Here is a 21,622-nt window from a genome sequence, read left to right on the forward strand (position 1 = left end):
CGCGACTTTGTAAGTACCCGGGATGGCCGAACGATGACAGCGGGATGCGATCTGCATGACACAGCGCGTGCGCATGCCAGTGACACGAAAGCGTCATGCATGGCACGTAGAACATCGCGGTTCCCAATCGACCATCTCCGGAGCTGCACGATGTCGCCACGCCTCGCCCTGCTTGCCCTGCCGTTGCTGCTCGCGGCCTGTGCGACTGCGCCCAAGGGCGCGACCAATGCGGCGGCGGATCGCGAGCCCGACGAGTACGAAGCCGACGACGTGTTGTTGCGCAACCATGACGTGCCGCATGTGGTGGTCGCCGAGGCCTTCGTCACCGCATCGACGCCCGACGACAACATCGATTCGCCGGCCAGCTGGCTGCAGGACGGCAAGCTGATGCTGGTCGCCAGCGCCAAGGCCACCGACCAGTTGGTCGTGTACGACGGCGACACCGGCAAGCGCCTGCGCACCGTCGGTGGCAGCGGCAAGGCCCTGGGCAAGCTCTCGCGCCCGAACGGCATCGCCACCATCGACGATCGTTTGCTGTTCGTGGTCGAGCGCGACAACCATCGCGTGCAATTGTTCCAACTGCCGGATTTCAAGCCGCTGCTCACGTTCGGCGAGGATGCCTTGCAGAAGCCCTATGGCCTGTGGGTGCGACGCAAGGGCGCGGGTTACGAAGTGCTGGTCAGCGATGCCTACATGGCCGGCGAAGATGCCAAGGGCGACGATATCGTCCCGCCGCTGGCGCAACTCGATCGCCGTTTCCGTCGCTATGAGGTGGTGCAGGCCGACGGCAAATGGAGCGTGCAGGCCGCTGGCGCATTCGGCGATGTCAGCGCTGCTGGCGCGATCCGGGTGCCGGAGTCGCTGTTCGGCGACGAAGCCAACAACCGCCTGCTGATCGCCGAGGAAGATGTGCCCACCGGGACCCGCCTGCGCGAGTACGACCTGCAGGGTCGCTACCTGGGGCGCGATGTCGGCAATGGCCAGTACGTCGCCCAGGCCGAGGGCATCGCGCTGATGCGCTGCGCCGATGGCAGCGGCTGGTGGGTGGCCAGCGACCAGTTCGCCGACCGCACCGTGTTCCATCTGTTCGAGCGTCGGAGCCTGCAGCACGCCGGTTCGTTCGCCGGCAAGGTGACCGGCCTCACCGATGGCGTGTGGCTGGACGAACGCGGCGATGCACGCTTCCCGCAGGGCGTGTTCTATGCGTCGCACCTCGACCTGGGCGTGGCCGCATTCGACTGGCGCGATATCGCGACTGCGCTGAAGCTGCCTGCATGCCCGCGTTGAACTGGAGTGCGCGGCCCGCGGTCGTGCTGGCGGTGCTGCTGTGCCTGCCGTTGGCGGCGCAGGACGCGTTGCGCAAGCACGAACCGAACACGCGGGTGCCGGCGGGAGTGGTGCGTTTCGCGCCGAGCGTGTTCCCCGATCGCATCGTCGCATCGCCCGCGCAGGATGCCTCGCGCGGGTTCTCGGTCGCCTGGCGCACCGAGGCGAGCGTCGATGCGCCATTGCTGCAGGTCGTGGTGGCCGGCGATTCGCCGGACATGGGGGCGCCGCGACAGCTGACATCGATCACCCGCGCACTGCGCACCGAGAATGGCCTGGCGCATCACCATCGCGCCGATGTCGTCGGCCTGCAGCCTGACACGCTCTATGCCTGGCGCGTGCAGGGCGGCGGCACCTGGAGCGCATGGCACCACACCCGCACGGCGGCCCCCGCGGACGTGCCGCTGACCCTGCTGTACTTCGGCGATACCCAGAACAAGAACACCAGCCTGACCACGCGTGTCGTGCGCGAGGCGATGCGACACGCGCCGGACGCGCGGCTCGCCCTGTTCGCAGGCGACCTGGTCAGTGGTGGCGATGGCGAGGACGACAACGAGTGGGGCGAGTGGTTCGAGGCCAACGAATCGCTGCCGACCTCAATGCTGGTCGCACCGGCGATCGGCAACCACGAATATTTCGAGGAATTCGAGGACACGCCGCAAGAGCGGCGCGTGCTTGGCGCGCATTGGCCGCTCGCATTCGCGTTGCCCGGCAACGGCGTGACTGAAGCGGCATCGACCACCTACTGGTTCGACGTGCAGGGCGTACGCGTGGCCGTGATCGATGGCACTTCGGCGCTGGACCTGGGTACCGCGCGCTCGCAAGCGCGCTGGCTGGATGGCGTGCTGGCATCCAACCCGCACCGCTGGAGCATCGTGCTGACCCACCAACCGTTCTTCTCGCCGCGCGACGGCCGCGACAATGCCTTGCTGCGCGAACACCTGCTGCCGGTCATTCGCAAGCATCGTGTCGACCTGGTGCTGCAGGGCCACGACCATGTCTATGGCCGTCGCCTGCATGACCAGAAGCCGACACCGGTCTTCGTGGTCTCGGTGGCGGGCGCGAAGCAGTATCGGTTGTCGGAGGAAGCGCGCAAGACGATGCGGCCGGTGGCCGAGGACACCCAGTTGTTCCAGATCGTGCGCACCGATGGCGTGCGCCTGCGCTACGAGGCGCGCACCGCCACAGGTCGCCTCTACGATGCCTTCGAATTGATCGACGGCGGTGCTGCCGGCAAGCGCCTGCGCGACGTGGAGGAAGGGCGCATCCCGGAGCGCGCCTGCATGCGCGTGGAAACCTTGAAGGGACGGAGCGACCGATGCTGGGAATGACCAGGCCCGTGTTGTTGGGCGTGATGTTGCTGGCGTGCATCGGCACGGCGGTCGCAGGCGAACCGGGCGTGCGCCATCCCTTCCATGCCGCACAGGCGAAGGACGCGCCGGAAAGCGTGGTGCTGGCGGTGGAGATTCCCGCGGGCAGCATCATCAAGTACGAGATCAACGAGGACGGCCTGGTCTTCGTCGACCGCTTCCAGTCGATGCCGGTGGCGTATCCGGCCAACTACGGCTCGCTGCCGCGCACCCTGGCCGGCGACGGCGATCCGCTGGACGCGCTGGTGTTGACCCGCGAACCGCTGCATCCCGGGGTGCTGATCCGCTTCCGCCCGCTGGGGGTGTTGCGGATGGCGGACGCTGGTGAGGCCGACCAGAAGATCATCGGGGTGCCGACCGACAAGGTCGATCCGACCTATGCCGGCATCCGCGACCTCGCCGACCTGCCGCAGGCCGAGCGTGACCGTATCGAGGCGTTCTTCCGCGTGTACAAGGACCTGCCGAAGGGCCGCAATCCGGTGCGCCTGTCCGGTTACGGCGATGCCGCCGAGGCCAGGGCGCTGATCCGTGAGGCGATGCAGCGCTTCGAACGCGGAGCCGACCGCTAGGCCAGGCACGAAAAAGGCGGGCCAGGCCCGCCTCGTTCGCGCGTCGCGGGGTATGTCTCAGGCAGCCGCGGCGTGTTCCACGCTGGCCTGGCGCGGGCCTTCCAGCAGGGCGCGCTTGACCGTGGCGACCACCAGCTTCAATTCCTCATCGCTGACCGCGAAATGCGGGGTGAAGCGCAACGAGTTCTCGCCGCCATGGATCACGCCGATGCCGTGTTCGCGCATCCATTCCTCGGTCGAGCCGGCGCCGTAACCCTTGTAGCCGGGCGCGAGTTCGCAGGAGAACAGCAGGCCGGTGCCCTGCACCTTGGTGATGCGGCCGTCGAGTTCGCTCTTCAGCGCCTCGAGCATGGCCAGCGCCTGCTTGCCGCGCTGCTGGATGTTCGTGCGCAGGGCAGGGGTGAGCTGCGCCAGCACCGCGCATGCCACGTCGAGCGCGCGCGGGTTGGCGGTCATGGTGTTGCCGTACAGGCCGCGCTTGTAGATCGCCGCGGATTCGGCGGTGACGGCCAGCACCGACAACGGGTACTGAGCCGCGTTGAGCGCCTTCGAATAAGTTTCCAGGTCCGGCGCATCGACGCTTTCGAAGCCCGGGTAGTCGACGATCGACAGGTAGCCGGTCGCGCGCAGGCCGGCCTGGATCGAGTCCACCAGCAGCATTGCGCCATGCGCGCGGGTCAGCGAGCGGGCGAGCTCGTAGAACGCGACCGGCACGCTGCGGCCAGGATCGCCTTCGCCCATCACCGGCTCCAGGAACATCGCCTCGATGAACCAGCCGTTGGCGTCGGCATCGGCGAAGAGCTTGCGCAGGGCGTCCATGTCGTACGCCGGCACGGTCAGCACCGAGGTCTCGTCTCGGTAGCTGGCCAGGTGCTGCACGTAGGCCTTGCGGCTGGAATCCGAGTACAGCGCCGGGCGTTCGGTGCGGCCATGGAAGGCGCCCTTGACCACCAGCCGCTTGATCGTCTTGCCGGCGTGGCGCGCGCCCGGGTCGGTCATCGTCTTGGCATTGGCGTCGACGATGCGCGAGGCCAGCGACACCGATTCCGAACCGGAGTTCAGGCACAGGAAGGCGCTGTAGGGACACGCGCCACGGGTCTGGCCGATCTCCGCCTTCATCGCCTGCGCGAAGCGCAACTGCGACACGTGCGGGGTCATGATGTTGGCCATCGCCTGCGGCTTGGCCATCGCTTCGATCACCGCGGCCGGCGCATGGCCCAGGCCGAGCATGCCGTAGCCGCCGGTGTCGTAAATCACCGCGCCCTTCAGGGTCACGATCCACGGGCCGCGCGCGGCCAGGGCGACGTAGGGATTGGCGGCGTCTTCGGCGTAGAAATTGACGAAGCCGGATTGCACCTCGCGCACCTGTGCGTTCTCGTCCAGGTCCAGCAACTCCGGGAAGTCGGCGCGCACACGCTGGTACTCGCTGGCGGCGGCGGTGATCGCCTCGGCCAGGCTGGCGTCGCGGGCGGCGAACTCGAGCACAGTGGCGTCGTCGAGGCCGTGGGTACGGACCTGGCCGTGCGATCGGAGCGGGGCGAGGGTGTCGAGCAGGGTCATGGCGGGTTCTCCAGCGGATGCGCGTCCGCGGCCGGGCAGTGTGCAAACCGTCATTATCGCGGGATCGGCGCCGCTCGAAAGGGCGGAATCGTCCAGTTCGACGGCAATATCCGGCGGATCGACGGTATGATCCGGCGATATGCGCATTTCCAAGGCCGACGATCTCCTGCTTTCCCTGTTGCGCGAGGACGCCCGCGCCTCCACCGCCGAGATCGCGCGGCGGCTGGGCCTGTCGCGGACCACGGTGCAGAACCGGATCACCCGGCTGGAGCAGGAGGGCGTGATCCGCGGCTATACGGTACGGGTCGATGACGAACTGGAGCGCAGCCGCATCCGCGCGCACATCCTCATCATGTTGCGGCCGAAGCAGATGGCGATGGTGGTGAAGGCGCTGCAGGCGATGCACGAAGTGCGCGAACTGCATTCGGTCAGCGGCGGCCACGACCTGGTGGCGTTCGCGGTGGCCGGCAACGTCGGCGAGATGGACGTGCTCACCGACCGCATCGGCGCCATCGATGGCGTGGATCGCACCACCACCTCGATCATCCTGTCGACCAAGTTCGAGCGGTAGTCGCGGCTCGCCTACAATGCGCGCCCCTTGATGCCTGCAGCCCCGTGAAGAAGTCCGATTTCCACTACGAACTGCCCGAAGCGCTGATCGCGCAGGCGCCGCTGGCCGAGCGCTCCGCCAGCCGCCTGCTGCTGGTGCCGCCGGGCGATGCCGCGTTCGCGGACCTCGGGGTGCGTGACCTGCCGTCGCTGCTGCAGCCGGGCGACCTGCTGGTGTTCAACGACACCCGCGTGATCCCGGCGCGACTGTTCGGCACCAAGGCCACCGGTGGTCGCGTCGAACTGCTGATCGAGCGCCTGCTGCCCGGCAACGAGGCACGCGCGCAACTCGGGTTCAGCAAGCCGCCGAAACCCGGCAGCCGCATCGCGCTGGACGCGGGCGGCGAAGCGGAGGTGCTGGAGCGCGAGGACAGCTTCTGGCGCCTGCGTTTCCACGTCGGCGAATCGCTGGAACAGTGGTTGCAGCATGCCGGTCGCCTGCCGCTGCCGCCCTACATCCAGCGCGAGCCCGGTGCGGACGATGCCGAGCGCTACCAGACCGTGTTCGCCCGCGAGATCGGCGCGGTCGCCGCGCCCACCGCCGGCCTGCATTTCGACGACGCGCTGCTGGAGACGCTGCGCGAACGTGGCGTGCAGTTCGGTCATGTCACCCTGCACGTGGGTGCCGGTACCTTCCAGCCGATGCGGGTCGACGACATCCGCGACCATCGCATGCACAGCGAATGGCTGAACGTCGGTGCGGAACTGGTGCAACAGGTGCGCCGCACGCGCGCCGCGGGTGGACGCGTCATCGCGGTCGGGACCACCGTGCTGCGTGCGCTGGAGAGCGCACTGGTCGATGGCGAGCTGCAACCCTTCGCCGGCGAGACCAACATCTTCATCTTCCCCGGCTACCGCATTCGCAGCATCGATGCGCTGCTCACCAATTTCCACCTGCCGGAAAGCACGCTGCTGATGCTGGTCTCCGCCTTCGCCGGCAAGCAGCGCGTGTTCGCCGCCTACGAGCACGCGGTGCGCGAGCGGTACCGCTTCTTCAGCTATGGCGATGCGATGTTGTTGTTCCCGGAGGTGTCCGCATGAGCCGCGATACAGGCGTGACGGGCAGGAGTGCCCGGACGGCGCGCCCTGCGATCCGGAATGCAGGTGCGCGCGCGATGAGCCGCATGAATTTCGAGCTGCTCGGCACCGATGGCGCGGCGCGGCGCGGCCGCATCACCTTCCCGCGCGGGACCATCGAGACGCCGGCGTTCATGCCGGTCGGCACCTACGGCACGGTCAAGGGCGTGTTGCCCGACCAGGTCCGCGACCTGGGCGCGCAGATCATCCTGGGCAACACCTTCCACCTGTTCCTGAGGCCCGGCCTGGAGGTCATCGAAGCCCATGGCGGCCTGCACGGCTTCGCCCGCTGGGACGGCCCGATCCTCACCGATTCCGGCGGGTTCCAGGTGTTCTCGCTGGCCAACCGCCGCAAGATCACCGAGGCCGGGGTGACCTTCGCCGCGCCCACCGACGGCAGCAAGGTCTTCCTCGGCCCCGAGGAATCCATGCACATCCAGAAAGTGCTGGGCAGCGACATCGTCATGATCTTCGACGAGTGCCCGCCGGTGACGGTGGATGGCGCGCCGGTGGACAAGCGCGTGGTCGAACGCTCGATGGAACTGTCGCTGCGCTGGGCCGAGCGTTCGAAGATCGCGCACGCGGGCAACGACGCTGCATTGTTCGGCATCGTCCAGGGCGGCGTGCACCACGACCTGCGTTCGCGCTCGGCGGAAGGCCTGCAGCAGATCGGCTTCGATGGCTATGCCATCGGCGGCCTGGCGGTGGGCGAGACCGAGGCCGAGCGCAACGCGATGCTCGAGCACACCGCGCCGCAGCTGCCGACGGATCGCCCGCGCTACCTGATGGGCGTGGGGCGGCCGGAGGACCTGGTGGAGGCGGTGGCGCGCGGGGTGGACATGTTCGACTGCGTGATGCCGACCCGGAACGCCCGCAACGGGCACTTCTTCACCGATACCGGCGTGGTGCGCGTGCGCAACTCGCAGTACGAGCGCGACCTGCGGCCGATCGAGGAGGGCTGCGATTGCGTGGCCTGCGCCGGCGGCTATACCCGCGCCTACCTGCGCCACCTGGACCGCTGCAACGAGATGCTCGGCCCGATCCTGGGCACCCTGCACAACCTGCGCCACTACCAGCGGCTGATGGCGCGGATGCGCGAGGCGATCGGGCAGGGAACCTTTGCAGCGTTCCGGGAGTCCTTCTACGCGGCCCGCCGGCCCTGAAAGGCCGCCTGCCGGCCCTCGTGGCATAATTCCCGGCTGGCCTCGGCCAACCCATCCGCTTCGCCTACACGGATTCCCGCATGAACCCGCTCGATTTCCTGATTCCCGTTGCCCATGCCCAAGCGGCCGGCGCTCCCGCCGCCTCGCCCATGGGCGGGCTGCAGACCTTCCTGTTCCCGATCATCCTGATCGTGATCATGTATTTCCTGATGATCCGCCCGCAGATGAAGCGGCAGAAGGAGCACCGCGCCATGCTGGACAAGCTGGCCAAGGGCGACGAAGTGATCACCAGTGGCGGCATCGCCGGCACCGTGGCCGCGATCGGCGAGAGCTTCGTGACCGTCGAGGTCGCCAATGGCGTGCAGCTGCGCGTGCAGCGCGCCGCCATCGCCAACGTGCTGCCCAAGGGCACGCTGAAGTCGGCCTGATCTTTTCCTGAAGCAACAAGCGCCGGCCCTGATGGCCGTGCGCGGGGTGTCGTGATGCTCGAATATTCCCGCTGGAAATACCTTGTCATCGTGCTGGTGCTGGCGTTCAGCGTGCTCTACGCGCTGCCCAACGTGTACCCGCAGGATCCGGCCGTGCAGGTCACCGCCAACCGCGGTTCGCAGGTCGACGCGGCCCTGAAGACCCGGGTCGAGGCCGCGTTGAAGAAGCAGGGCGTGCCGTTCATGGCCAGCGAAATCGGCAGCGACGGCAACCTGCTGGTGCGCACGACCACCGACGACATCCAGACCCGTGCCGCGCAGGCGATCCGCGACGAAGTGGGCACCGGCTACGTGGTCGCGCTCAACCAGGCCTCCACTGTCCCGGCCTGGCTGCGGGCGATCGGCGCCAAGCCGATGTTCCTGGGCCTGGATCTGCGGGGCGGCGTGTACTTCCTCATGCAGGTCGATCGCGAGGCCGCGCTGGCCAAGCGCTTCGAGTCGACGGCCGAGGACATGCGCGTGCTCCTGCGCGAGAACCGCATCCGCTACAGCTCGGTCGAGCCGGCCGCCGGCAATGCCGTGGTCGCGACGCTGAGCCCGGGCCAGGACCTGTCCAAGGTGCGCGCCTTGCTGGCCCGCGACATGCCGACCTACCAGATCGAGACCACGGCGGATCGCATCAGCGTGCGCATCCCCCAGGCCGAGCTGGACAAGATGCTGACCGACGCGGTCCAGCAGAACATCGGCACGCTGAGCAATCGCATCAACGAGCTGGGCGTGGCCGAGCCGATCATCCAGCGGCAAGGCGCAGACCGCATCGCGGTGCAGCTGCCCGGCGTGCAGGACACCGCCCAGGCCAAGCGCATCCTGGGCGCGACCGCGACCCTGGAATACCGCGGTGTGGTGGACGGCAACGCGATCGAGGCGCGCGACACCGGCAACGTGCCGCCAGACGCGCGCATCTACTACGGCAAGGACATCGGTTCGGATGGCAAGCCGCTGCCCGTGCTCCTGAACAAGCGCATCATCACCTCCGGCGAGCAGTTGCAGAATGCGACCTCGTTCTTCGACTCGCAGACCGGAACCCCGGCGGTGAGCGTGCGCCTGAACAGCGTCGGCGGCCAGCGCATGTTCGAGTACTCCAGCGCGCACGTCGGCAAGCGCATGGCGGTGGTCTACATCGAGCGCGTGCCCGAGGTGAAGATCATCGACGGCAAGGAAGTGCGCACGACGCGCACCAACGAGCAGGTGATCTCGGTCGCCACCATCCAGAGCACGCTCGGCCGCGACTTCCAGACCACCGGCCTGGAAAGCATGAAGGAAGGCGCCGACCTGGCCCTGCTGCTGCGCGCCGGCGCGCTGGCGGCGCCGATGGACTTCGTCGACGAACGCACCATCGGTCCCAGCCTGGGCAAGGAAAACATCCAGCGCGGCCTCACCGCGGTGGCGTTCTCCTTCATCTTCGCCCTGCTGTTCTTCCTGGTGTACTACCGGATGTTCGGCCTGATCACCTGCATGGCGCTGTTGATGAACCTGCTGATGGTGTTCGCGCTGATGTCCCTGCTCGGCGCCACCATGAGCCTGCCCGGCCTGGCCGGCATCGCGCTGACGGTGGGCATGTCGGTTGACGCCAACGTGCTGATCAACGAACGCATCCGCGAGGAGTTGCGGCTGGGCCTGCCGCCGCAGAAGGCGATCGCCGAAGGCTACGAGCGCGCCTCCGGCACCATCCTGGACGCCAATGTCACCGCGTTCCTGGCCGGCTTGGCGATGTTCGCCTTCGGCTCCGGTCCGCTGAAGGGCTTCGGCATGACCACCATGCTCGGCATCGCGACCTCCGCCTACACCGCGGTGTCGGTGTCGCGCGGCATCGCCACGCTGATCTACGGCGGCCGCAAGAAGCTCAAGTCCGTGGCCATCTGAGGGGCCCGACCAATGAAACCATTCAACGTTTTCCCGTACGACAGCAACATCGACTTCATGCGCATGCGCTGGGTGTCGCTGACCGTCGCCCTGCTGCTGATGGTGGTGGCGCTGGGCGCGATGGGCACCCGCGGCTTCAACTTCGCCCTGGACTTCACCGGCGGCATCGGCGTGGAACTGCGCTACGACAAGGCACCGGACGTCGAGCAGGTGCGCGAGCAGCTCGCCGCCGCCGGCTTCCACGGCGCGCAGGTGCAGAACTTCGGTTCCGGTGATGACCTGCTGGTGCGCCTGCAGGCGGACGGCAAGCAGGCGGGCGGCACCACCAATGTTGCCAGCATCGGCGATGCGGTGGCCAAGGCGGCCTCGCTGGCCGGCAATCCTGCCGAGAAGCGCAGCAGCGCGGTGATCACCGCGCAGGTCGGCAAGGACCTGGCGATCGATGGCATCTATGCCGTTCTGTTCGTGCTGATCGGCTTCCTGGGCTACATCTCGCTGCGCTTCGAGAAGAAGTTCGCGGTGGCGGCGATCATCACCACCCTGCACGACGTGCTGATCTGCGTGGGCTGGTTCGCGCTGAGCGGGCACGAGTTCGACCTCAACGTGCTGGCCGGCATCCTGTCGGTGATGGGCTTCTCGATCAACGACACGATCGTGGTCTTCGACCGCGTCCGCGAGAACTTCCGCGGCATGCGCGCCGATCCGGTGACGATCCTCAACAAGTCAGTGAACCAGACCCTGTCGCGCACGGTGATCACTTCGTTCGTGGCCTTCCTGAGCATGCTCTCGCTGTACATCTACGGCGGCGATTCGCTGCGCGGGATGGCAGAGGCGATGATCATCGGCATCATCATCGGTACCCTGTCGTCGATCTTCGTGGCCTGCCCGCTGCTCACCATGGGCTGGCTGAAGGTCAGCAAGCAGGACCTGTTGCCGAAGGCGCGCGACGAAGAGGCCCTGGCGCGCCGCCCGTGACCATCCCGGTAGGGGCAGGCCCCCGCCTGCCCTGTTTTTGAATGCAGGGCAGGCACGGTGGCCTGCCCCTACGGGATCAACGAAAAGGCCGCGCACCGCGCGGCCTTTTCGTTGGCGCGAACCGCCGGTCTCAGTTGAAGACGGCGGCGTACCCGGACTGGACGATCGCCTTCTGCAAGTCTGCGCTGAGCTTCTGGTTGCCGGCGACCAGATGGCGGCCGTGGACCCCGCGGCTGTCCATCGGCCCGGTGGCGGCGCCGCGGAAGTCGCAGACGCGACCGCCGGCCTCGCGCACCAGCAGCACGCCGGCGGCGATATCCCAGGGCTTCACCCCGGCCTCGAAATAACCATCGCTGCGCCCACATGCGACGTAGGCCAGGTCGAGCGCGGCGGAACCGGTGCGACGGATGTCCTCGGCGCTGCGCAGCAGTTCGCGCACGCATTCCAGGTGGGCGGGCGCGCGTTCGCGCTCGCGCGGCGGGAAGCCGGTGATCAGCAGCGCACCGGCCACGTCCTTGCGCTCGCTGACGCGGATGCGCTTGTCGTTGAGCACCGCGCCGCTGCCGCGGCTGGCGGTGAACAGCTCGTTGCGCAGCGGGTCGAAGATCACGCCATGCTGCGGCTCGCCGTTCTCGACCAGGGCGATCGACACGCACCAGTGCGGAAAACCGTGCAGGAAGTTGCTGGTGCCGTCGAGCGGGTCGATCACGAACACCGCGTTGCCCTTGCCCTGCGCACCGCCTTCCTCGCCCAGGAACGCGGCATCCGGGTAAGCCTTGCGCAATTCCTTGATCACGGCCTTCTCGGCCTGTTCGTCGACCTCGCTGGCGTAGTCCATGCGGTCCTTCTCGACCACGTTGATCGCGTCGAGCTTGTGCATGCTGCGCAGGAGCACCCCGCCGGCCGAGCGGGCCGCCTTGACCATGACATTGACCACGGGTTTCTGCATGGTGAAGCGCCTCGAAGGGGAATGAGGAAGGCTCGCGGGGAGCGGGGCAACGGCGAAAAAGAGCGAACCCGGCGCGTCGGCCGGGGCGCGGAGTTTACCATTGCCGCATGAGTGATCCATCCAATTCCGCCACGGGCGACGAGACCGCGCCCGCGCATCCCGCCGCATCGCAGCTGCGCATCGTCCTGGTCGGCACCCAGCACCCGGGCAACATCGGTTCCGCCGCGCGGGCGATGAAGACCATGGGCCTGTCGAAGCTGGTCCTGGTGGCGCCGGAGAAAGCCCCGGACCGAGATACCCACGCGATGGCCGCCGGCGCCGACGACCTCATCGAGGCCGCTCTGGTCTTCGCCACCCTGGCCGAGGCGGTGGCCGATTGCCGGTGGGTATTGGGCTGCACCGCGCGCAGTCGGCGCATCCAGCTCGAGCAGATGCACCCGCGCGATGCCGCCGGGCGGGCGGTGCTGGCCGCGGCCGGCGGGCCGGTGGCGCTGGTGTTCGGCCGCGAGCGCACCGGCCTGGACAACGAGGAACTGCAGCTCTGCCATGCCGCGGTGCACATCCCGTCAGACCCGGCGTTCAGCTCGCTCAACCTGGCCGCCGCGGTGCAGGTGCTGAGCTACGAACTGCGCTGCGCGCTGCTGGGCGATGCCGGCAACGCCGAGGGGGCCGGCGGGCGCGCCCTGCCGCCGGGTGAAGACGTGGCCAGCCACGCCGAACTGGAGGGACTGTTCGGCCAGCTGGCGGAGGCCCTGGACCAGATCGATTTCCACAAGGGCCGCGCGCCGGCGTCGGCGATGCGCAAGCTGCGCCGGCTGTATCTGCGGGCGAACCTGGACAGTGCGGAGGTGCGCCTGCTGCGCGGCGTGCTGGCGGATACCCAACGGATGGCATGGCTGGCCGGACAGGGTTCCAGCGACGGCAAAATCGAGTAGGCTCGCCAAGGCAAACAGGGGATCCGCCACGTGCCGCCAACGATGCGCCGCTTGCTGCCACGCCTGGCCGGCCTGCTCTGCACGTTGCTGGTTTTCGCCCCGGTTACCCAGGCGCAGACGCGTGCCGCCGCGGCTACACCGGCAAGCGGCGAGAGCGATGCCAGCGTGCTGGTCCTCGGCCGGGTCAGCGACGACCCGAAGGCGCATTACGACCAGCTCAAGCCGCTGCTCGATTACGTGGTGCCGCGGATGGCCTCCGTCGGCATCCGCAGCGGCCGCATCCTGATGGCCAAGGACCTGCAGCAGATGGCCAGTTACCTGCGCCGTGGCCGGGTCGACTGGGTCAACGAGACCGCCGGCAATGCCGCCCTGCTGGAACGCCGCGGGGTGGCGAAATCCTTCCTGGTCACCGAGCGCGAGGGCGCGACCCGCTATCACAGCGTGTTTTTCGTCCGCCGCGACAGCCCGGTGCGTTCGCTCAAGGACCTGGCCGGTCGCAGCGTCGCCTTCCAGAACCCGTATTCGACCAGCGCGTATTACCTGCCGGCGGCGCAGTTGCTCGACCAGGGCATGACCCTGGAACTGCTGCTGTCGCCGATGGACAAGCCGGCCCCGGACACCGTCAGTTACCTGTTCGCCCGGACCGAGCTCAACATCACCACCTGGGTGCACAAGCGCCTGGTCGATGCCGGCGTGTTCAGCAACCTCGACTGGTCCAACCCGCGGCGGATGCCGCCTTCGTTCATGCAGGATTTCCGCATCGTCGGCCGCAGCGACGAAGTCCCGCGTGCGCTGATGCTCGCCCGCCACGGCATGGATCCGAAGGTCGAGGCGCGCCTGCGCGAGGTGCTGATGGAGGCCTCGACCGACCCCGACGCCGGCGAGGTGCTGCGGCGTTTCATCGACACCTCCCGCTTCGTGCCAATCACCGACGAGGACCGGCGCGCGCTGGATCGACTCGGCGACGGCGTGCAGCGCGTGCGCATGGAGGTCGAGTGAGGCGGCCGGGACTCAGCCTGCAGTCGCGCTTCTACGCGGCGATCCTGGCGTTGCTGGCGATCGTGGTGCTGGTGATGGTCCTGCTGTGGCAGCGCCAGCAGGACAGCCAGCACGAAGTGAGCGAGGTCACCCGCCACGCCATGCACGGCCTGCTGTCGGAGCAGGTGCGGATCGATGGCGAAGCCGAAGTCCGCCAGCTGGCCGATGCGCTGGCCAATCCGCTGTACTACTTCGACCTGGATGCGGTCGGTGCGCTGGCGCGTGCGGCCTTGCGCGAGGCCGACGTCGACTACGTGCTGGTCTACGACGCGCAGGGCCGGATCCTGCACGACGGCTCCGGCGACATCGCCGCGTTCGGCCAGCCGATGAACGACCCGCTGGCGAAGCAGGTGATTGCCGCCACCGGACCGCATGCGCTGACCCAGGGGCAACTGCTGGACGTGTCGCGGCCGGTGATGATCGGCGACGAACGGCTGGGCGGCGTGCGCATCGGCTATTCGCTGGCCGGGATGGCCCGCGACGAGGCCCAGGCGATGGATGCGCTGCGTGGCCGGATCGACGAAGTCGGCCGGCGCAGCCTGCTCTGGCTGTTGCTGTTGAGCGCGGCGCTGGCGGTGATCGCGGTCGTGGCGGCGGCGGTGGTGCAGCGCCTGCTGGTGCAGCCGATCCAGGTGTTGGGCGATGCCGCGCGGCAGATCGAGGCCGGCAACTTCTCGTCGCCGGTACCGGCCAGCAACCGCCAGGACGAACTCGGCGACCTGATCCGCACCTTCGGCCGCATGCGCGAGAGCGTGGCCCGGCACGATCGCGACATCCGCCGCGTCGCCTACAGCGATGCACTCACCGGCCTGTCCAACCGGCTGGCCTTCCGCGAGTCGCTGGACCAGCGCCTGCGCGCGCTGCAGGGCGCGGGACGCCAGCTGGCGCTGGTGTTCGCCGACCTCGACGACTTCAAGCGGGTCAACGACACCCTGGGCCACGAGGCCGGCGACGAAGTGCTGCTGCAGGTGGCGACCCGGATCGACCGCGCGGCGCACGCGATCCGCGGTGCCGATGCGATGGTCGCGCGCTTCGGCGGCGACGAATTCGTGGTCCTGCTGCAGGCCGCCGACAACGAGCCCGAGGGCGACGTGCGGACGATGGTGACGCGGCTGGCGGAAACGCTGGTGCGCGAACTCGGCGAGCCGATGCTGCTGCACGGGCGGCAGGTCTTCCTGGGGTCCTCGGTGGGCGTGGCGCTGTTCCCGGACGATGCCGCCAGTGCGTCGCTGCTGATGAAGAACGGCGACATCGCGATGTACCAGGCGAAGGTGGCCGGCAAGAACTGCTACCGCTTCTACAGCCGGACCATGGACCAGGCGGTGGAGCGCCGGGTGCGCCTGGAGCACGACCTGCGCGGCGCGTGGGGTCGCGGCGAGCTGAGCCTGGCCTACCAGCCGATCTTCCGCACCCGCGACCGGGTGCTGGTCGGCGCGGAGGCCCTGCTGCGCTGGCAGCATCCGGAAGACGGGGCGATCGCGCCGTCGGTGTTCATCGAGGTGGCCGAGCAGAGCGGGCTGATCGAGGCGATCGGCCCCGAGGCACTGCGCAGCGCCTGCGCCGAGGCGGCCGGCTGGCCGACCCCGCGCGGCGCGGGGGAGCCACCGTTCGTCTCCGTCAATGTCTCGCCGCGGCAGTTGCGCAGCGGCGACCTGGTCCAGCAGGTGGCCGGCGCACTGGTCGAGAGCGGGATGGCACCCGAACGCCTGCACGTGGAGCTCACCGAGACCGCGGTGATCAGCGACGAGGCCAATGCCACCGCCTTGCTGGCGCGCCTGCGCGAGGTCGGCGTGCGCGTCTGGCTGGACGATTTCGGGACCGGTTATTCCAGCCTCAGCCACCTGCGTCGCGTGCAGGTCGATGGCCTGAAGATCGACCGCAGTTTCATCACCGACTTGCTGCGCGATCCGGACGACCTGGCGCTGACCAGCGCGATCATCGCGATGGCGCATTCGATGGGGATTACCGTCGTCGCCGAGGGCGTCGAGCGCCAGGGTCAGTTCGACCTGCTGCGCGAGCGCGATTGCGACCTCGCCCAGGGTTACTGGCTGGGGCATCCGATGAGCGCGCTGGAATTCGCCCGCCTGCTCGACTGACCGCAGGCGGCAAGGCCGGCACGCTTCAGAAGGTCGTTTCGACCCAGGCCTGCAAGGCGGTGATCAGCCCGCCCGAAAGTGCACCGGTCGTCACCAGCGCCACGATGCCAAGGCCCCATGCGGCCAGCATCAGCGCGCCGTCGCGTTCCAGCAGGGCCAGCGCATACAGCAGGATCAGCCCGCCGAACACGTAATTGGTCAGCGGGATCGGCAGCGCCAGCAGCAGGCCCAGCAGCAACAGCAGCAGGCCGGTGAAGGCGGTCGCCAACGGATGGTCCAGCACCGCAGTGAGCCGTGGGCGGACGATGCGCTCCAGCCGCGCCAGCCACGGGTCGACCATGCGCTCGAAGCGCGCCAGCGCCTGCCGTTTCGGTCCGCGCCGCGCGATGAAACCGGGAAGCCACGGATGCACCATCCCGACCAGCAGCTGCGCGGCGACCAGCATGATCAACGGGCCGCTGAGCGCGCCGCCGATCGGGATCGGGATGAAAGCGGGCAGGGCGGCCACGAACAGCAGCATGCCGAACGCGCGCCGGCCGAGGCCGTCCAGCAGGTCGTCGAAGTCGAGCGATTGCGCGGGGTCGCCGTCGAGCAGGGCGTCCAGGATCGCGCGCGTGCCGGCTTCGCGCGGGCGCGTGCCCGGTTCAGGCATCGACGGTGTCCGCCGCGGCGTCGGGCATGCGCTGCAGCAGCAGCTTGTCGATCCGCGGGCCGTCCAGGTCGACCACTTCGATGCGCCACTGGCCGAGCTGGAAATACTCGCCGACGTGCGGGATCCGCCCGAAGTGGGCGATGGTCAGCCCGGCGGTGGTGTTGTAGCCATGCTCGTCTGCATCGGCCAGGCGTTCGCCGGTGAGTTCGCGCAGTTCGTCGATGTGCAGGCCGCCGTCGACCAGCAGCGAGCCGTCCTGGCGTTCGACCACCAGCGCCTCGTCGCCATCGGCTTCGCCGGCCTGCAGGCGGCCGAGCACGGCATCCATGATGTCGGTGATGGTGACGATGCCCTGGATATCGCCGTATTCGTCGACCACCAGCGCCATCGACAGCTGCTCTTCGCGCAGGATCTCCAGCAGCTTCATCGCATGGGTCGATTCCGACACGAACACAGGCGCGCGCAGGTCGCGGAACAGGGCCGGTTCGTCCTTGCCCAGTTCGTCCAGCAGGGTCTTCACTTCCAGCACGCCGGCCACGTCGCTGTCGTCGCCCCGGTAGACCGGATAGCGCGAGAATTCGTGTTCCTGCATCGCCGCCAGGTTCTCGGCCAGCGGGGCGGCGGCGTCGAGCCAGGCGATCCGGGTGCGCGGCGTCATCAGGCTGTCCGCCGTGCGGTCGCCCAGGCGCATCACCCGGTTGAGCATGTTGCGTTCGTCGAGGTCGATCACGCCCTGCTCGTGGCCTTCGCTCACCAGCAGGTGGATCTCCTCCTCGGTCACCTGGGAGCTGTCGGTGCGGTCGACCCGCAGCAGCTTGAGCAGGCCGCGCACGGTGGCGCTGAGCAGCCACACCGCCGGGCTGGCGATGCGCGACAACGTATGCATCGGCAGGGCGACGATCCCGGCCAGCCGTTCCGGGGCCAGCAGGGCGAGCCGCTTGGGCAGGAGTTCGCCCAGCACGATGCTCAGGTAGGTGATCAGGCCGACCGCGAGCACGGTGCCGATGGTGCCGGCGTACTTGCCGACGGCGGGGATGTGCTCGGCCAGCCAGACCCCGATCGCCGCGCCGATGGCGTCGCCGCCGAACATGCCGGTGAGGATGCCGATGGTGGTGATGCCGACCTGCACGGTCGACAGGAAGCGCTCGGGGTGCTCGGCCAGTTCCAGTGCCTTGCGCGCGCCGCGGCTGTCCTCGGCACGCTGCTTCAGTCGCGCCTTGCGCGAGGTCACCACCGACATCTCCGACAGCGCGAAGAATGCGTTGAGCAGGATCAGGAACAGGACGACCAGCAACTCAACCATGGGCAGCCCCGGGCCTGGCGGCGACGCATGCCGGCCCCGTGGCGCCTGGACAGGCACGGCGGGTCATCGGCGGCGGGCGTGGGGGAGTGTCGTCCATGGGATGCGCCGGGGCGCGCCGGCATCATAACAGGGCACCCCCTGCGCACGACTGTCACCGAGCGGTCATAATTCCGCCCATTCGCCCCAGCGCAGGCTCCACCATGTTCTCCCTGCAGACGATTTTCGGTTCCGGCAAGCAGTTCTACCTCCTGCTGGACGAAGCGGCCTCGGCCGCCTACGACAGCGCCAAGGCGCTGCACGTGATGATGAAGGCCACCGACCGCCAGCCGGCGCTGGACGCCTTCAAGCTTGCCCGCCAGCGCGAGCGTACCGCCTCGGACAAGATCGGCCAGGCGCTGGTCGACAGCTTCATCACCCCGATCGAGCGCGAGGACATCGAGGCGCTGGGTTCGGCGCTGTACAAGATCCCCAAGCAGATCGAGAAGTTCGCCGATCGCTATGCGCTGGCCACCCAGCACCTGGAGCAGATCGACTTCGCCCCGCGTGCGGCGATGCTGGAGCAGGCCGCGGGCGTGGTGGTGGAGATGGTCCACGAGCTGGAACGGCTGGACATCGACCGCATGACCGCGCTCAACGACAAGCTGCGCTCGATCGAGAACGAAGCCGACCGGCTGATGCTGGAGCTGTACCGGGAAATCTACTCCGGCAAGCTGGACAGCCTGCAGATGTTCCTGCTCAAGGAGTTCTTCGAGATCCTGGAGAAGGCCATCGACCGCTGCCGCGAGGCCGGCGTGGTCGCCTACCAGATCGTGCTCAAGAACAGCTGACGGGCCGCCGCGATGTTGACCCTCGTGCTGGTGGTGATCGTTGCCGCGTTGGTGTTCGAATTCATCAACGGCTTCCACGACACCGCCAACTCCATCGCCACCGTGGTGGCGACGAAAGTGCTGACCCCGGGCCAGGCGATCATGCTGGCCGCCACCACCAACCTGATCGGTGCCTTCATGGGCACCGCGGTGGCCAAGACCATCGCCTCCGGCCTGGTCGATACCGACGTGGTCAACGTGACCTCGCAGGTGCTGATCTGCACGTTGCTGGGCGCGATCATCTGGAACCTGATCACCTGGTGGCGCGGCCTGCCGTCGTCGTCCTCGCATGCGCTGATCGGCGGCCTCTGCGGCGCCGCCTTCGCGGCGTCGCAGAACGATTGGGCCTCGCTGATCTGGTCGAAGGCCGGCGACGGCGACTGGACCAGCAACAAGGGCCTGCTGTGGAAGGTCGTGGTGCCGATGGTGACCTCGCCGCTGGCCGGTTTCCTGCTGGGCGTGGCCATCATCACCCTGCTGTACCTGGTCATCGCCTCGCTGATGAAGGCCGGGAGGCCGTTGTCCAGGCTGGCGAAGCCGCGCTGGGTCAATGCCTTCTTCGGCAAGGCGCAGCTGGTCTCCGCGGCGTACATGGGCTTCGCCCACGGCCGCCAGGATGCGCAGAAGACGATGGGCATCATCGCGCTGTCGATCTTCGGCGCGCAGGCCGCGGGCACGCTGGACAACCTGCCGGCATGGTTGTCGTTCCTGCATCCGGACGGCGGCAAGGACGACATCGACAGCTGGGTGATCGCGACCTGCGCGCTGGTGATGGCCGCGGGTACCGCCGCGGGCGGCTGGCGGATCATCAAGACCCTGGGCCACAAGATGGTGAAGCTGCAGACCATCGACGGCTTCGCCGCGGAAACCGCGTCGGCCACGATCCTGGTGACCGCCGCGCACTTCGGCATGCCGGTGTCCACCACCCACAGCATCTCCACCGCGATCATGGGCGTGGGTTTCGCCAAGAACCCGCGCAAGCTCAAGCTGGGCGTTATCGAGCGGATCGTGTGGGCGTGGATCCTCACCATTCCGGCGGCGGGCGGCATCGCCTACGGCCTGTGGCGACTGATCGACGCGATCGGCTGGGCCTGATCCGGTCCTGCATCCCACAACGAAAAAGCCGGCCACTGGCCGGCTTTTCCATGCGCGCGATACGCCAAGCTACCCGCTAGAGCAGGTCGCCGTTCGCCGACATCCTGCGTTCCATGTCGTCGCCGGTGCCGCCGATCTCCAGCACCAGGCGGTCGATCTCCGCTGCGTCAACACAGTCATAGGGGCGGTTTTCGCAGAGTTGCAGGTAGGGCACGCCATCGAGCTCGCCGATGGCCAGGTAGCCCACCCGGTTTTCCCAGTTGAAGACCAGCGCGCGGCGCGCGTCGACGCCGGTGATCGGCGCGATCGCCGTGCTCACCCGCAGGTAGTTGCGGCCGTCGTCGTCCTGCAGTTCGGACAGGAAGATCGCCTGGTGGCGGCGGCCTTGCGACAACGACAGCTCGACGCAGGCCAGGAAGGGATCCTGCAGGGTCAGCTTGTAGCCGGAGGAGACCAGGTGGCTGCGGATCTGTTCGAAGTTGTCCATCGCGGTTCGATATCGGGGGGATGTGGCTATGCTAACCCGGATGCCGGACAAGCCCGCCCGAAACCCGCCCGCTGCGGATCCACCCGCGGCGGATCGCATCCTTGCCGCGATCCGCGCGGTGCCGCGCGGATCGGTGGCGGGTTACGGCCATATCGCCAGCCGTGCCGGCCTGCCGGGGCGGGCGCGGCTGGTCGCGCGGGTGCTTGGCCAGAACGACGATCCCGCGCTGCCCTGGCACCGGATCCTGCGTTCGGACGGACGCATTGCGTTCCCTGCAGGCTCGCCCGGCTTCGACGAACAGGCCCGGCGCCTGCGTGCGGAAGGTGTGGAGGTGCGCAATGGGCGCGTGCGCATCCCCGAATCGGACGACTCGCTGGATGCGGCGGTCTGGCGACCGCGCTGAACGGGCGCGTATGATGCGTTGCAACGAAATTCGGAACGCGCACGGATGCCGTTCAACCTGCCGCGCATCACCAAGATCCTGCTGATCGCCAACATCGTGGGGTTCGCCCTGCAGTGGCTGCTCGGCGACGCTCGGATGCAGGTGTTCGAGCTGTGGCCGCTCGGCGACAGCCTGTACGACCCGACTGGATCGGTACCATCGTTCATGCCGTGGCAGTTGCTGACCTACGGGTTCCTGCACGACCCGTCCAGCATCTTCCACTTGGCTTTCAACATGCTGGCGCTGGTGATGTTCGGCGCGCCGCTGGAATACACCTGGGGCGAACGTCGCTTCCTGACGTATTACCTGGTCTGCGTGTTCGGCGCTGGCCTGTGCCAGTTGCTGGTTGCTTCGATGGCGGTGTCGCAGGGCGAACTTGCCTATCCCACGGTTGGCGCATCCGGTGGCGTGTTCGGCCTGTTGCTGGCCTACGGGATGCTGTTCCCCAACCAGCGGGTGATGCTGCTGTTCCCGCCGATCCCGATGAAGGCGCGCACCTTGGTCATCCTCTACGGCGTATTCGAGTTGTCCTTGGGGCTGACCGGCCTGCAGCCGGGCGTTGCGCACTTTGCCCATCTCGGCGGCATGCTGTTCGGCTGGTTGCTGATCCGCTATTGGCGCGGGCAGCCGCCGTTCGGCGGACGGCGGAAGCCACCGCCGCCGCGGATGCGCATCGTCAAGTAAGAAGGTCGATTCGCCATGAAAAACGCCACGTGTCCACGTGGCGTTTTGCGTTCGCGGGTGTCGCTGCGCGACGCA

At 68.1% G+C, this 21,622-nt stretch carries 20 protein-coding genes and 2 pseudogenes; 17 read left to right on the forward strand and 5 right to left on the reverse strand.

Annotation, left to right across the window (positions count from 1 at the left end; genetic code table 11):
• Nucleotides 1-150 precede the first annotated feature (150 nt).
• From ACE3T8_RS04955 to ACE3T8_RS04965, 3 genes are read left to right on the forward strand one after another with little or no spacing between them, the layout of a single operon-like run.
• Complete coding sequence (locus ACE3T8_RS04955; RefSeq protein WP_374607310.1) at nucleotides 151-1,287, forward strand: phytase; 1,137 nt, start codon at nucleotides 151-153, stop codon at nucleotides 1,285-1,287.
• A complete protein-coding gene (locus tag ACE3T8_RS04960) occupies nucleotides 1,275-2,657 on the forward strand; it encodes a metallophosphoesterase (RefSeq protein ID WP_374607312.1) in 1,383 nt (460 codons plus the stop codon). The genes ACE3T8_RS04955 and ACE3T8_RS04960 overlap by 13 nt, the downstream gene beginning before the upstream one ends.
• Complete coding sequence (locus tag ACE3T8_RS04965) at nucleotides 2,654-3,265, forward strand: inorganic diphosphatase (protein WP_374607404.1); 612 nt, start codon at nucleotides 2,654-2,656, stop codon at nucleotides 3,263-3,265. Before ACE3T8_RS04960 ends, ACE3T8_RS04965 begins: the two co-directional genes overlap by 4 nt.
• Nucleotides 3,266-3,322: 57 nt before the next feature.
• Here the strand turns inward: ACE3T8_RS04965 and ACE3T8_RS04970 are convergent, their stop codons facing one another.
• On the reverse strand, nucleotides 3,323-4,825 hold the full coding sequence (locus ACE3T8_RS04970; protein WP_374607314.1) for an aminotransferase class III-fold pyridoxal phosphate-dependent enzyme: 1,503 nt from the start codon (nucleotides 4,823-4,825) through the stop codon (nucleotides 3,323-3,325).
• A gap of 139 nt (nucleotides 4,826-4,964) precedes the next feature.
• On the opposite strand from ACE3T8_RS04970, the gene ACE3T8_RS04975 reads away from it, so the two are divergent.
• From ACE3T8_RS04975 to secF, 6 genes are all read left to right on the forward strand, one after another.
• Nucleotides 4,965-5,396 (forward strand): Lrp/AsnC family transcriptional regulator, encoded by a 432-nt coding sequence (locus ACE3T8_RS04975; RefSeq protein ID WP_374607315.1) that lies wholly within the window; start codon nucleotides 4,965-4,967, stop codon nucleotides 5,394-5,396.
• A gap of 44 nt (nucleotides 5,397-5,440) precedes the next feature.
• On the forward strand, nucleotides 5,441-6,475 hold the full coding sequence (gene queA / locus ACE3T8_RS04980; RefSeq protein WP_374607316.1) for a tRNA preQ1(34) S-adenosylmethionine ribosyltransferase-isomerase QueA: 1,035 nt from the start codon (nucleotides 5,441-5,443) through the stop codon (nucleotides 6,473-6,475).
• A gap of 74 nt (nucleotides 6,476-6,549) precedes the next feature.
• Complete coding sequence (gene tgt, locus ACE3T8_RS04985) at nucleotides 6,550-7,674, forward strand: tRNA guanosine(34) transglycosylase Tgt (protein WP_374607318.1); 1,125 nt, start codon at nucleotides 6,550-6,552, stop codon at nucleotides 7,672-7,674.
• An 80-nt stretch (nucleotides 7,675-7,754) separates the two neighbouring features.
• Complete coding sequence (gene yajC, locus ACE3T8_RS04990) at nucleotides 7,755-8,102, forward strand: preprotein translocase subunit YajC (protein ID WP_374607319.1); 348 nt, start codon at nucleotides 7,755-7,757, stop codon at nucleotides 8,100-8,102.
• A gap of 54 nt (nucleotides 8,103-8,156) precedes the next feature.
• On the forward strand, nucleotides 8,157-10,025 hold the full coding sequence (gene secD, locus ACE3T8_RS04995) for a protein translocase subunit SecD (RefSeq protein WP_374607321.1): 1,869 nt from the start codon (nucleotides 8,157-8,159) through the stop codon (nucleotides 10,023-10,025).
• A 12-nt stretch (nucleotides 10,026-10,037) separates the two neighbouring features.
• The gene (secF, locus tag ACE3T8_RS05000) at nucleotides 10,038-11,000 is read left to right on the forward strand and encodes a protein translocase subunit SecF (protein WP_374607322.1); all 963 of its coding nucleotides are present in this window, start codon (nucleotides 10,038-10,040) and stop codon (nucleotides 10,998-11,000) included.
• A gap of 130 nt (nucleotides 11,001-11,130) precedes the next feature.
• Here secF and ACE3T8_RS05005 read toward each other — a convergent pair whose 3' ends face one another.
• Entirely contained in the window at nucleotides 11,131-11,949 is an 819-nt protein-coding gene (locus ACE3T8_RS05005) for an inositol monophosphatase family protein (protein WP_374607323.1), read from the reverse strand.
• Nucleotides 11,950-12,056: 107 nt separating this feature from the next.
• Between ACE3T8_RS05005 and ACE3T8_RS05010 the strand changes: the two genes are divergently transcribed.
• From ACE3T8_RS05010 to ACE3T8_RS05025, 4 genes and pseudogenes are all read left to right on the forward strand, one after another.
• Entirely contained in the window at nucleotides 12,057-12,884 is an 828-nt protein-coding gene (locus ACE3T8_RS05010) for an RNA methyltransferase (RefSeq protein ID WP_374607325.1), read from the forward strand.
• A 42-nt stretch (nucleotides 12,885-12,926) separates the two neighbouring features.
• A complete protein-coding gene (locus tag ACE3T8_RS05015) occupies nucleotides 12,927-13,883 on the forward strand; it encodes a phosphate/phosphite/phosphonate ABC transporter substrate-binding protein (RefSeq protein ID WP_374607326.1) in 957 nt (318 codons plus the stop codon).
• A gap of 533 nt (nucleotides 13,884-14,416) precedes the next feature.
• A pseudogene (locus ACE3T8_RS05020) lies at nucleotides 14,417-15,205 on the forward strand (diguanylate cyclase domain-containing protein); the annotation flags it as partial.
• A gap of 69 nt (nucleotides 15,206-15,274) precedes the next feature.
• Nucleotides 15,275-16,018: pseudogene (locus tag ACE3T8_RS05025) on the forward strand (putative bifunctional diguanylate cyclase/phosphodiesterase); the annotation flags it as partial.
• Nucleotides 16,019-16,043: 25 nt separating this feature from the next.
• On the opposite strand, the gene ACE3T8_RS05030 reads toward ACE3T8_RS05025, so the two are convergent.
• On the reverse strand, nucleotides 16,044-16,670 hold the full coding sequence (locus tag ACE3T8_RS05030; RefSeq protein WP_374607328.1) for an exopolysaccharide biosynthesis protein: 627 nt from the start codon (nucleotides 16,668-16,670) through the stop codon (nucleotides 16,044-16,046).
• Nucleotides 16,663-17,973: a hemolysin family protein gene (locus ACE3T8_RS05035; RefSeq protein WP_374607329.1), complete on the reverse strand. Its 1,311-nt coding sequence runs from the start codon at nucleotides 17,971-17,973 to the stop codon at nucleotides 16,663-16,665. Before ACE3T8_RS05035 ends, ACE3T8_RS05030 begins: the two co-directional genes overlap by 8 nt.
• 200 nt (nucleotides 17,974-18,173) lie before the next feature.
• Here ACE3T8_RS05035 and ACE3T8_RS05040 point away from each other — a divergent pair, with 200 nt between their 5' ends.
• Nucleotides 18,174-18,800: a DUF47 domain-containing protein gene (locus ACE3T8_RS05040; protein ID WP_374607330.1), complete on the forward strand. Its 627-nt coding sequence runs from the start codon at nucleotides 18,174-18,176 to the stop codon at nucleotides 18,798-18,800.
• Nucleotides 18,801-18,812: 12 nt separating this feature from the next.
• Nucleotides 18,813-19,934 carry an anion permease gene (locus tag ACE3T8_RS05045; protein WP_374607332.1) on the forward strand — a complete coding sequence of 374 codons (1,122 nt, stop codon included), beginning with the start codon at nucleotides 18,813-18,815 and terminating at the stop codon, nucleotides 19,932-19,934.
• 76 nt (nucleotides 19,935-20,010) lie between these two features.
• Here ACE3T8_RS05045 and ACE3T8_RS05050 read toward each other — a convergent pair whose 3' ends face one another.
• A complete protein-coding gene (locus ACE3T8_RS05050) occupies nucleotides 20,011-20,421 on the reverse strand; it encodes a hypothetical protein (protein ID WP_374607334.1) in 411 nt (136 codons plus the stop codon).
• A gap of 40 nt (nucleotides 20,422-20,461) precedes the next feature.
• On the opposite strand from ACE3T8_RS05050, the gene ACE3T8_RS05055 reads away from it, so the two are divergent.
• On the forward strand, nucleotides 20,462-20,824 hold the full coding sequence (locus ACE3T8_RS05055) for an MGMT family protein (RefSeq protein ID WP_374607336.1): 363 nt from the start codon (nucleotides 20,462-20,464) through the stop codon (nucleotides 20,822-20,824).
• A 45-nt stretch (nucleotides 20,825-20,869) separates the two neighbouring features.
• A complete protein-coding gene (locus ACE3T8_RS05060; RefSeq protein ID WP_374607338.1) occupies nucleotides 20,870-21,547 on the forward strand; it encodes a rhomboid family intramembrane serine protease in 678 nt (225 codons plus the stop codon).
• Nucleotides 21,548-21,622: the final 75 nt, after the last annotated feature.

Source organism: Thermomonas sp., from assembly GCF_041919455.1.
Taxonomy (GTDB): Bacteria; Pseudomonadota; Gammaproteobacteria; order Xanthomonadales; family Xanthomonadaceae; genus Thermomonas.

Bases quoted from the DNA above. Each gene is read 5' to 3' on its own strand.
- ACE3T8_RS04955 (WP_374607310.1), top strand. From the start codon at position 151: ATGTCGCCACGCCTCGCCCTGCTTGCCCTGCCGTTGCTGCTCGCGGCC.
- ACE3T8_RS04960 (WP_374607312.1), top strand. From the start codon at position 1,275: ATGCCCGCGTTGAACTGGAGTGCGCGGCCCGCGGTCGTGCTGGCGGTG.
- ACE3T8_RS04965 (WP_374607404.1), top strand. From the start codon at position 2,654: ATGACCAGGCCCGTGTTGTTGGGCGTGATGTTGCTGGCGTGCATCGGC.
- ACE3T8_RS04970 (WP_374607314.1), bottom strand. From the start codon at position 4,825: ATGACCCTGCTCGACACCCTCGCCCCGCTCCGATCGCACGGCCAGGTC.
- ACE3T8_RS04975 (WP_374607315.1), top strand. From the start codon at position 4,965: ATGCGCATTTCCAAGGCCGACGATCTCCTGCTTTCCCTGTTGCGCGAG.
- tgt (WP_374607318.1), top strand. From the start codon at position 6,550: ATGAGCCGCATGAATTTCGAGCTGCTCGGCACCGATGGCGCGGCGCGG.
- yajC (WP_374607319.1), top strand. From the start codon at position 7,755: ATGAACCCGCTCGATTTCCTGATTCCCGTTGCCCATGCCCAAGCGGCC.
- secD (WP_374607321.1), top strand. From the start codon at position 8,157: ATGCTCGAATATTCCCGCTGGAAATACCTTGTCATCGTGCTGGTGCTG.
- secF (WP_374607322.1), top strand. From the start codon at position 10,038: ATGAAACCATTCAACGTTTTCCCGTACGACAGCAACATCGACTTCATG.
- ACE3T8_RS05005 (WP_374607323.1), bottom strand. From the start codon at position 11,949: ATGCAGAAACCCGTGGTCAATGTCATGGTCAAGGCGGCCCGCTCGGCC.
- ACE3T8_RS05010 (WP_374607325.1), top strand. From the start codon at position 12,057: ATGAGTGATCCATCCAATTCCGCCACGGGCGACGAGACCGCGCCCGCG.
- ACE3T8_RS05015 (WP_374607326.1), top strand. From the start codon at position 12,927: ATGCGCCGCTTGCTGCCACGCCTGGCCGGCCTGCTCTGCACGTTGCTG.
- ACE3T8_RS05030 (WP_374607328.1), bottom strand. From the start codon at position 16,670: ATGCCTGAACCGGGCACGCGCCCGCGCGAAGCCGGCACGCGCGCGATC.
- ACE3T8_RS05035 (WP_374607329.1), bottom strand. From the start codon at position 17,973: ATGGTTGAGTTGCTGGTCGTCCTGTTCCTGATCCTGCTCAACGCATTC.
- ACE3T8_RS05040 (WP_374607330.1), top strand. From the start codon at position 18,174: ATGTTCTCCCTGCAGACGATTTTCGGTTCCGGCAAGCAGTTCTACCTC.
- ACE3T8_RS05045 (WP_374607332.1), top strand. From the start codon at position 18,813: ATGTTGACCCTCGTGCTGGTGGTGATCGTTGCCGCGTTGGTGTTCGAA.
- ACE3T8_RS05050 (WP_374607334.1), bottom strand. From the start codon at position 20,421: ATGGACAACTTCGAACAGATCCGCAGCCACCTGGTCTCCTCCGGCTAC.
- ACE3T8_RS05055 (WP_374607336.1), top strand. From the start codon at position 20,462: ATGCCGGACAAGCCCGCCCGAAACCCGCCCGCTGCGGATCCACCCGCG.
- ACE3T8_RS05060 (WP_374607338.1), top strand. From the start codon at position 20,870: ATGCCGTTCAACCTGCCGCGCATCACCAAGATCCTGCTGATCGCCAAC.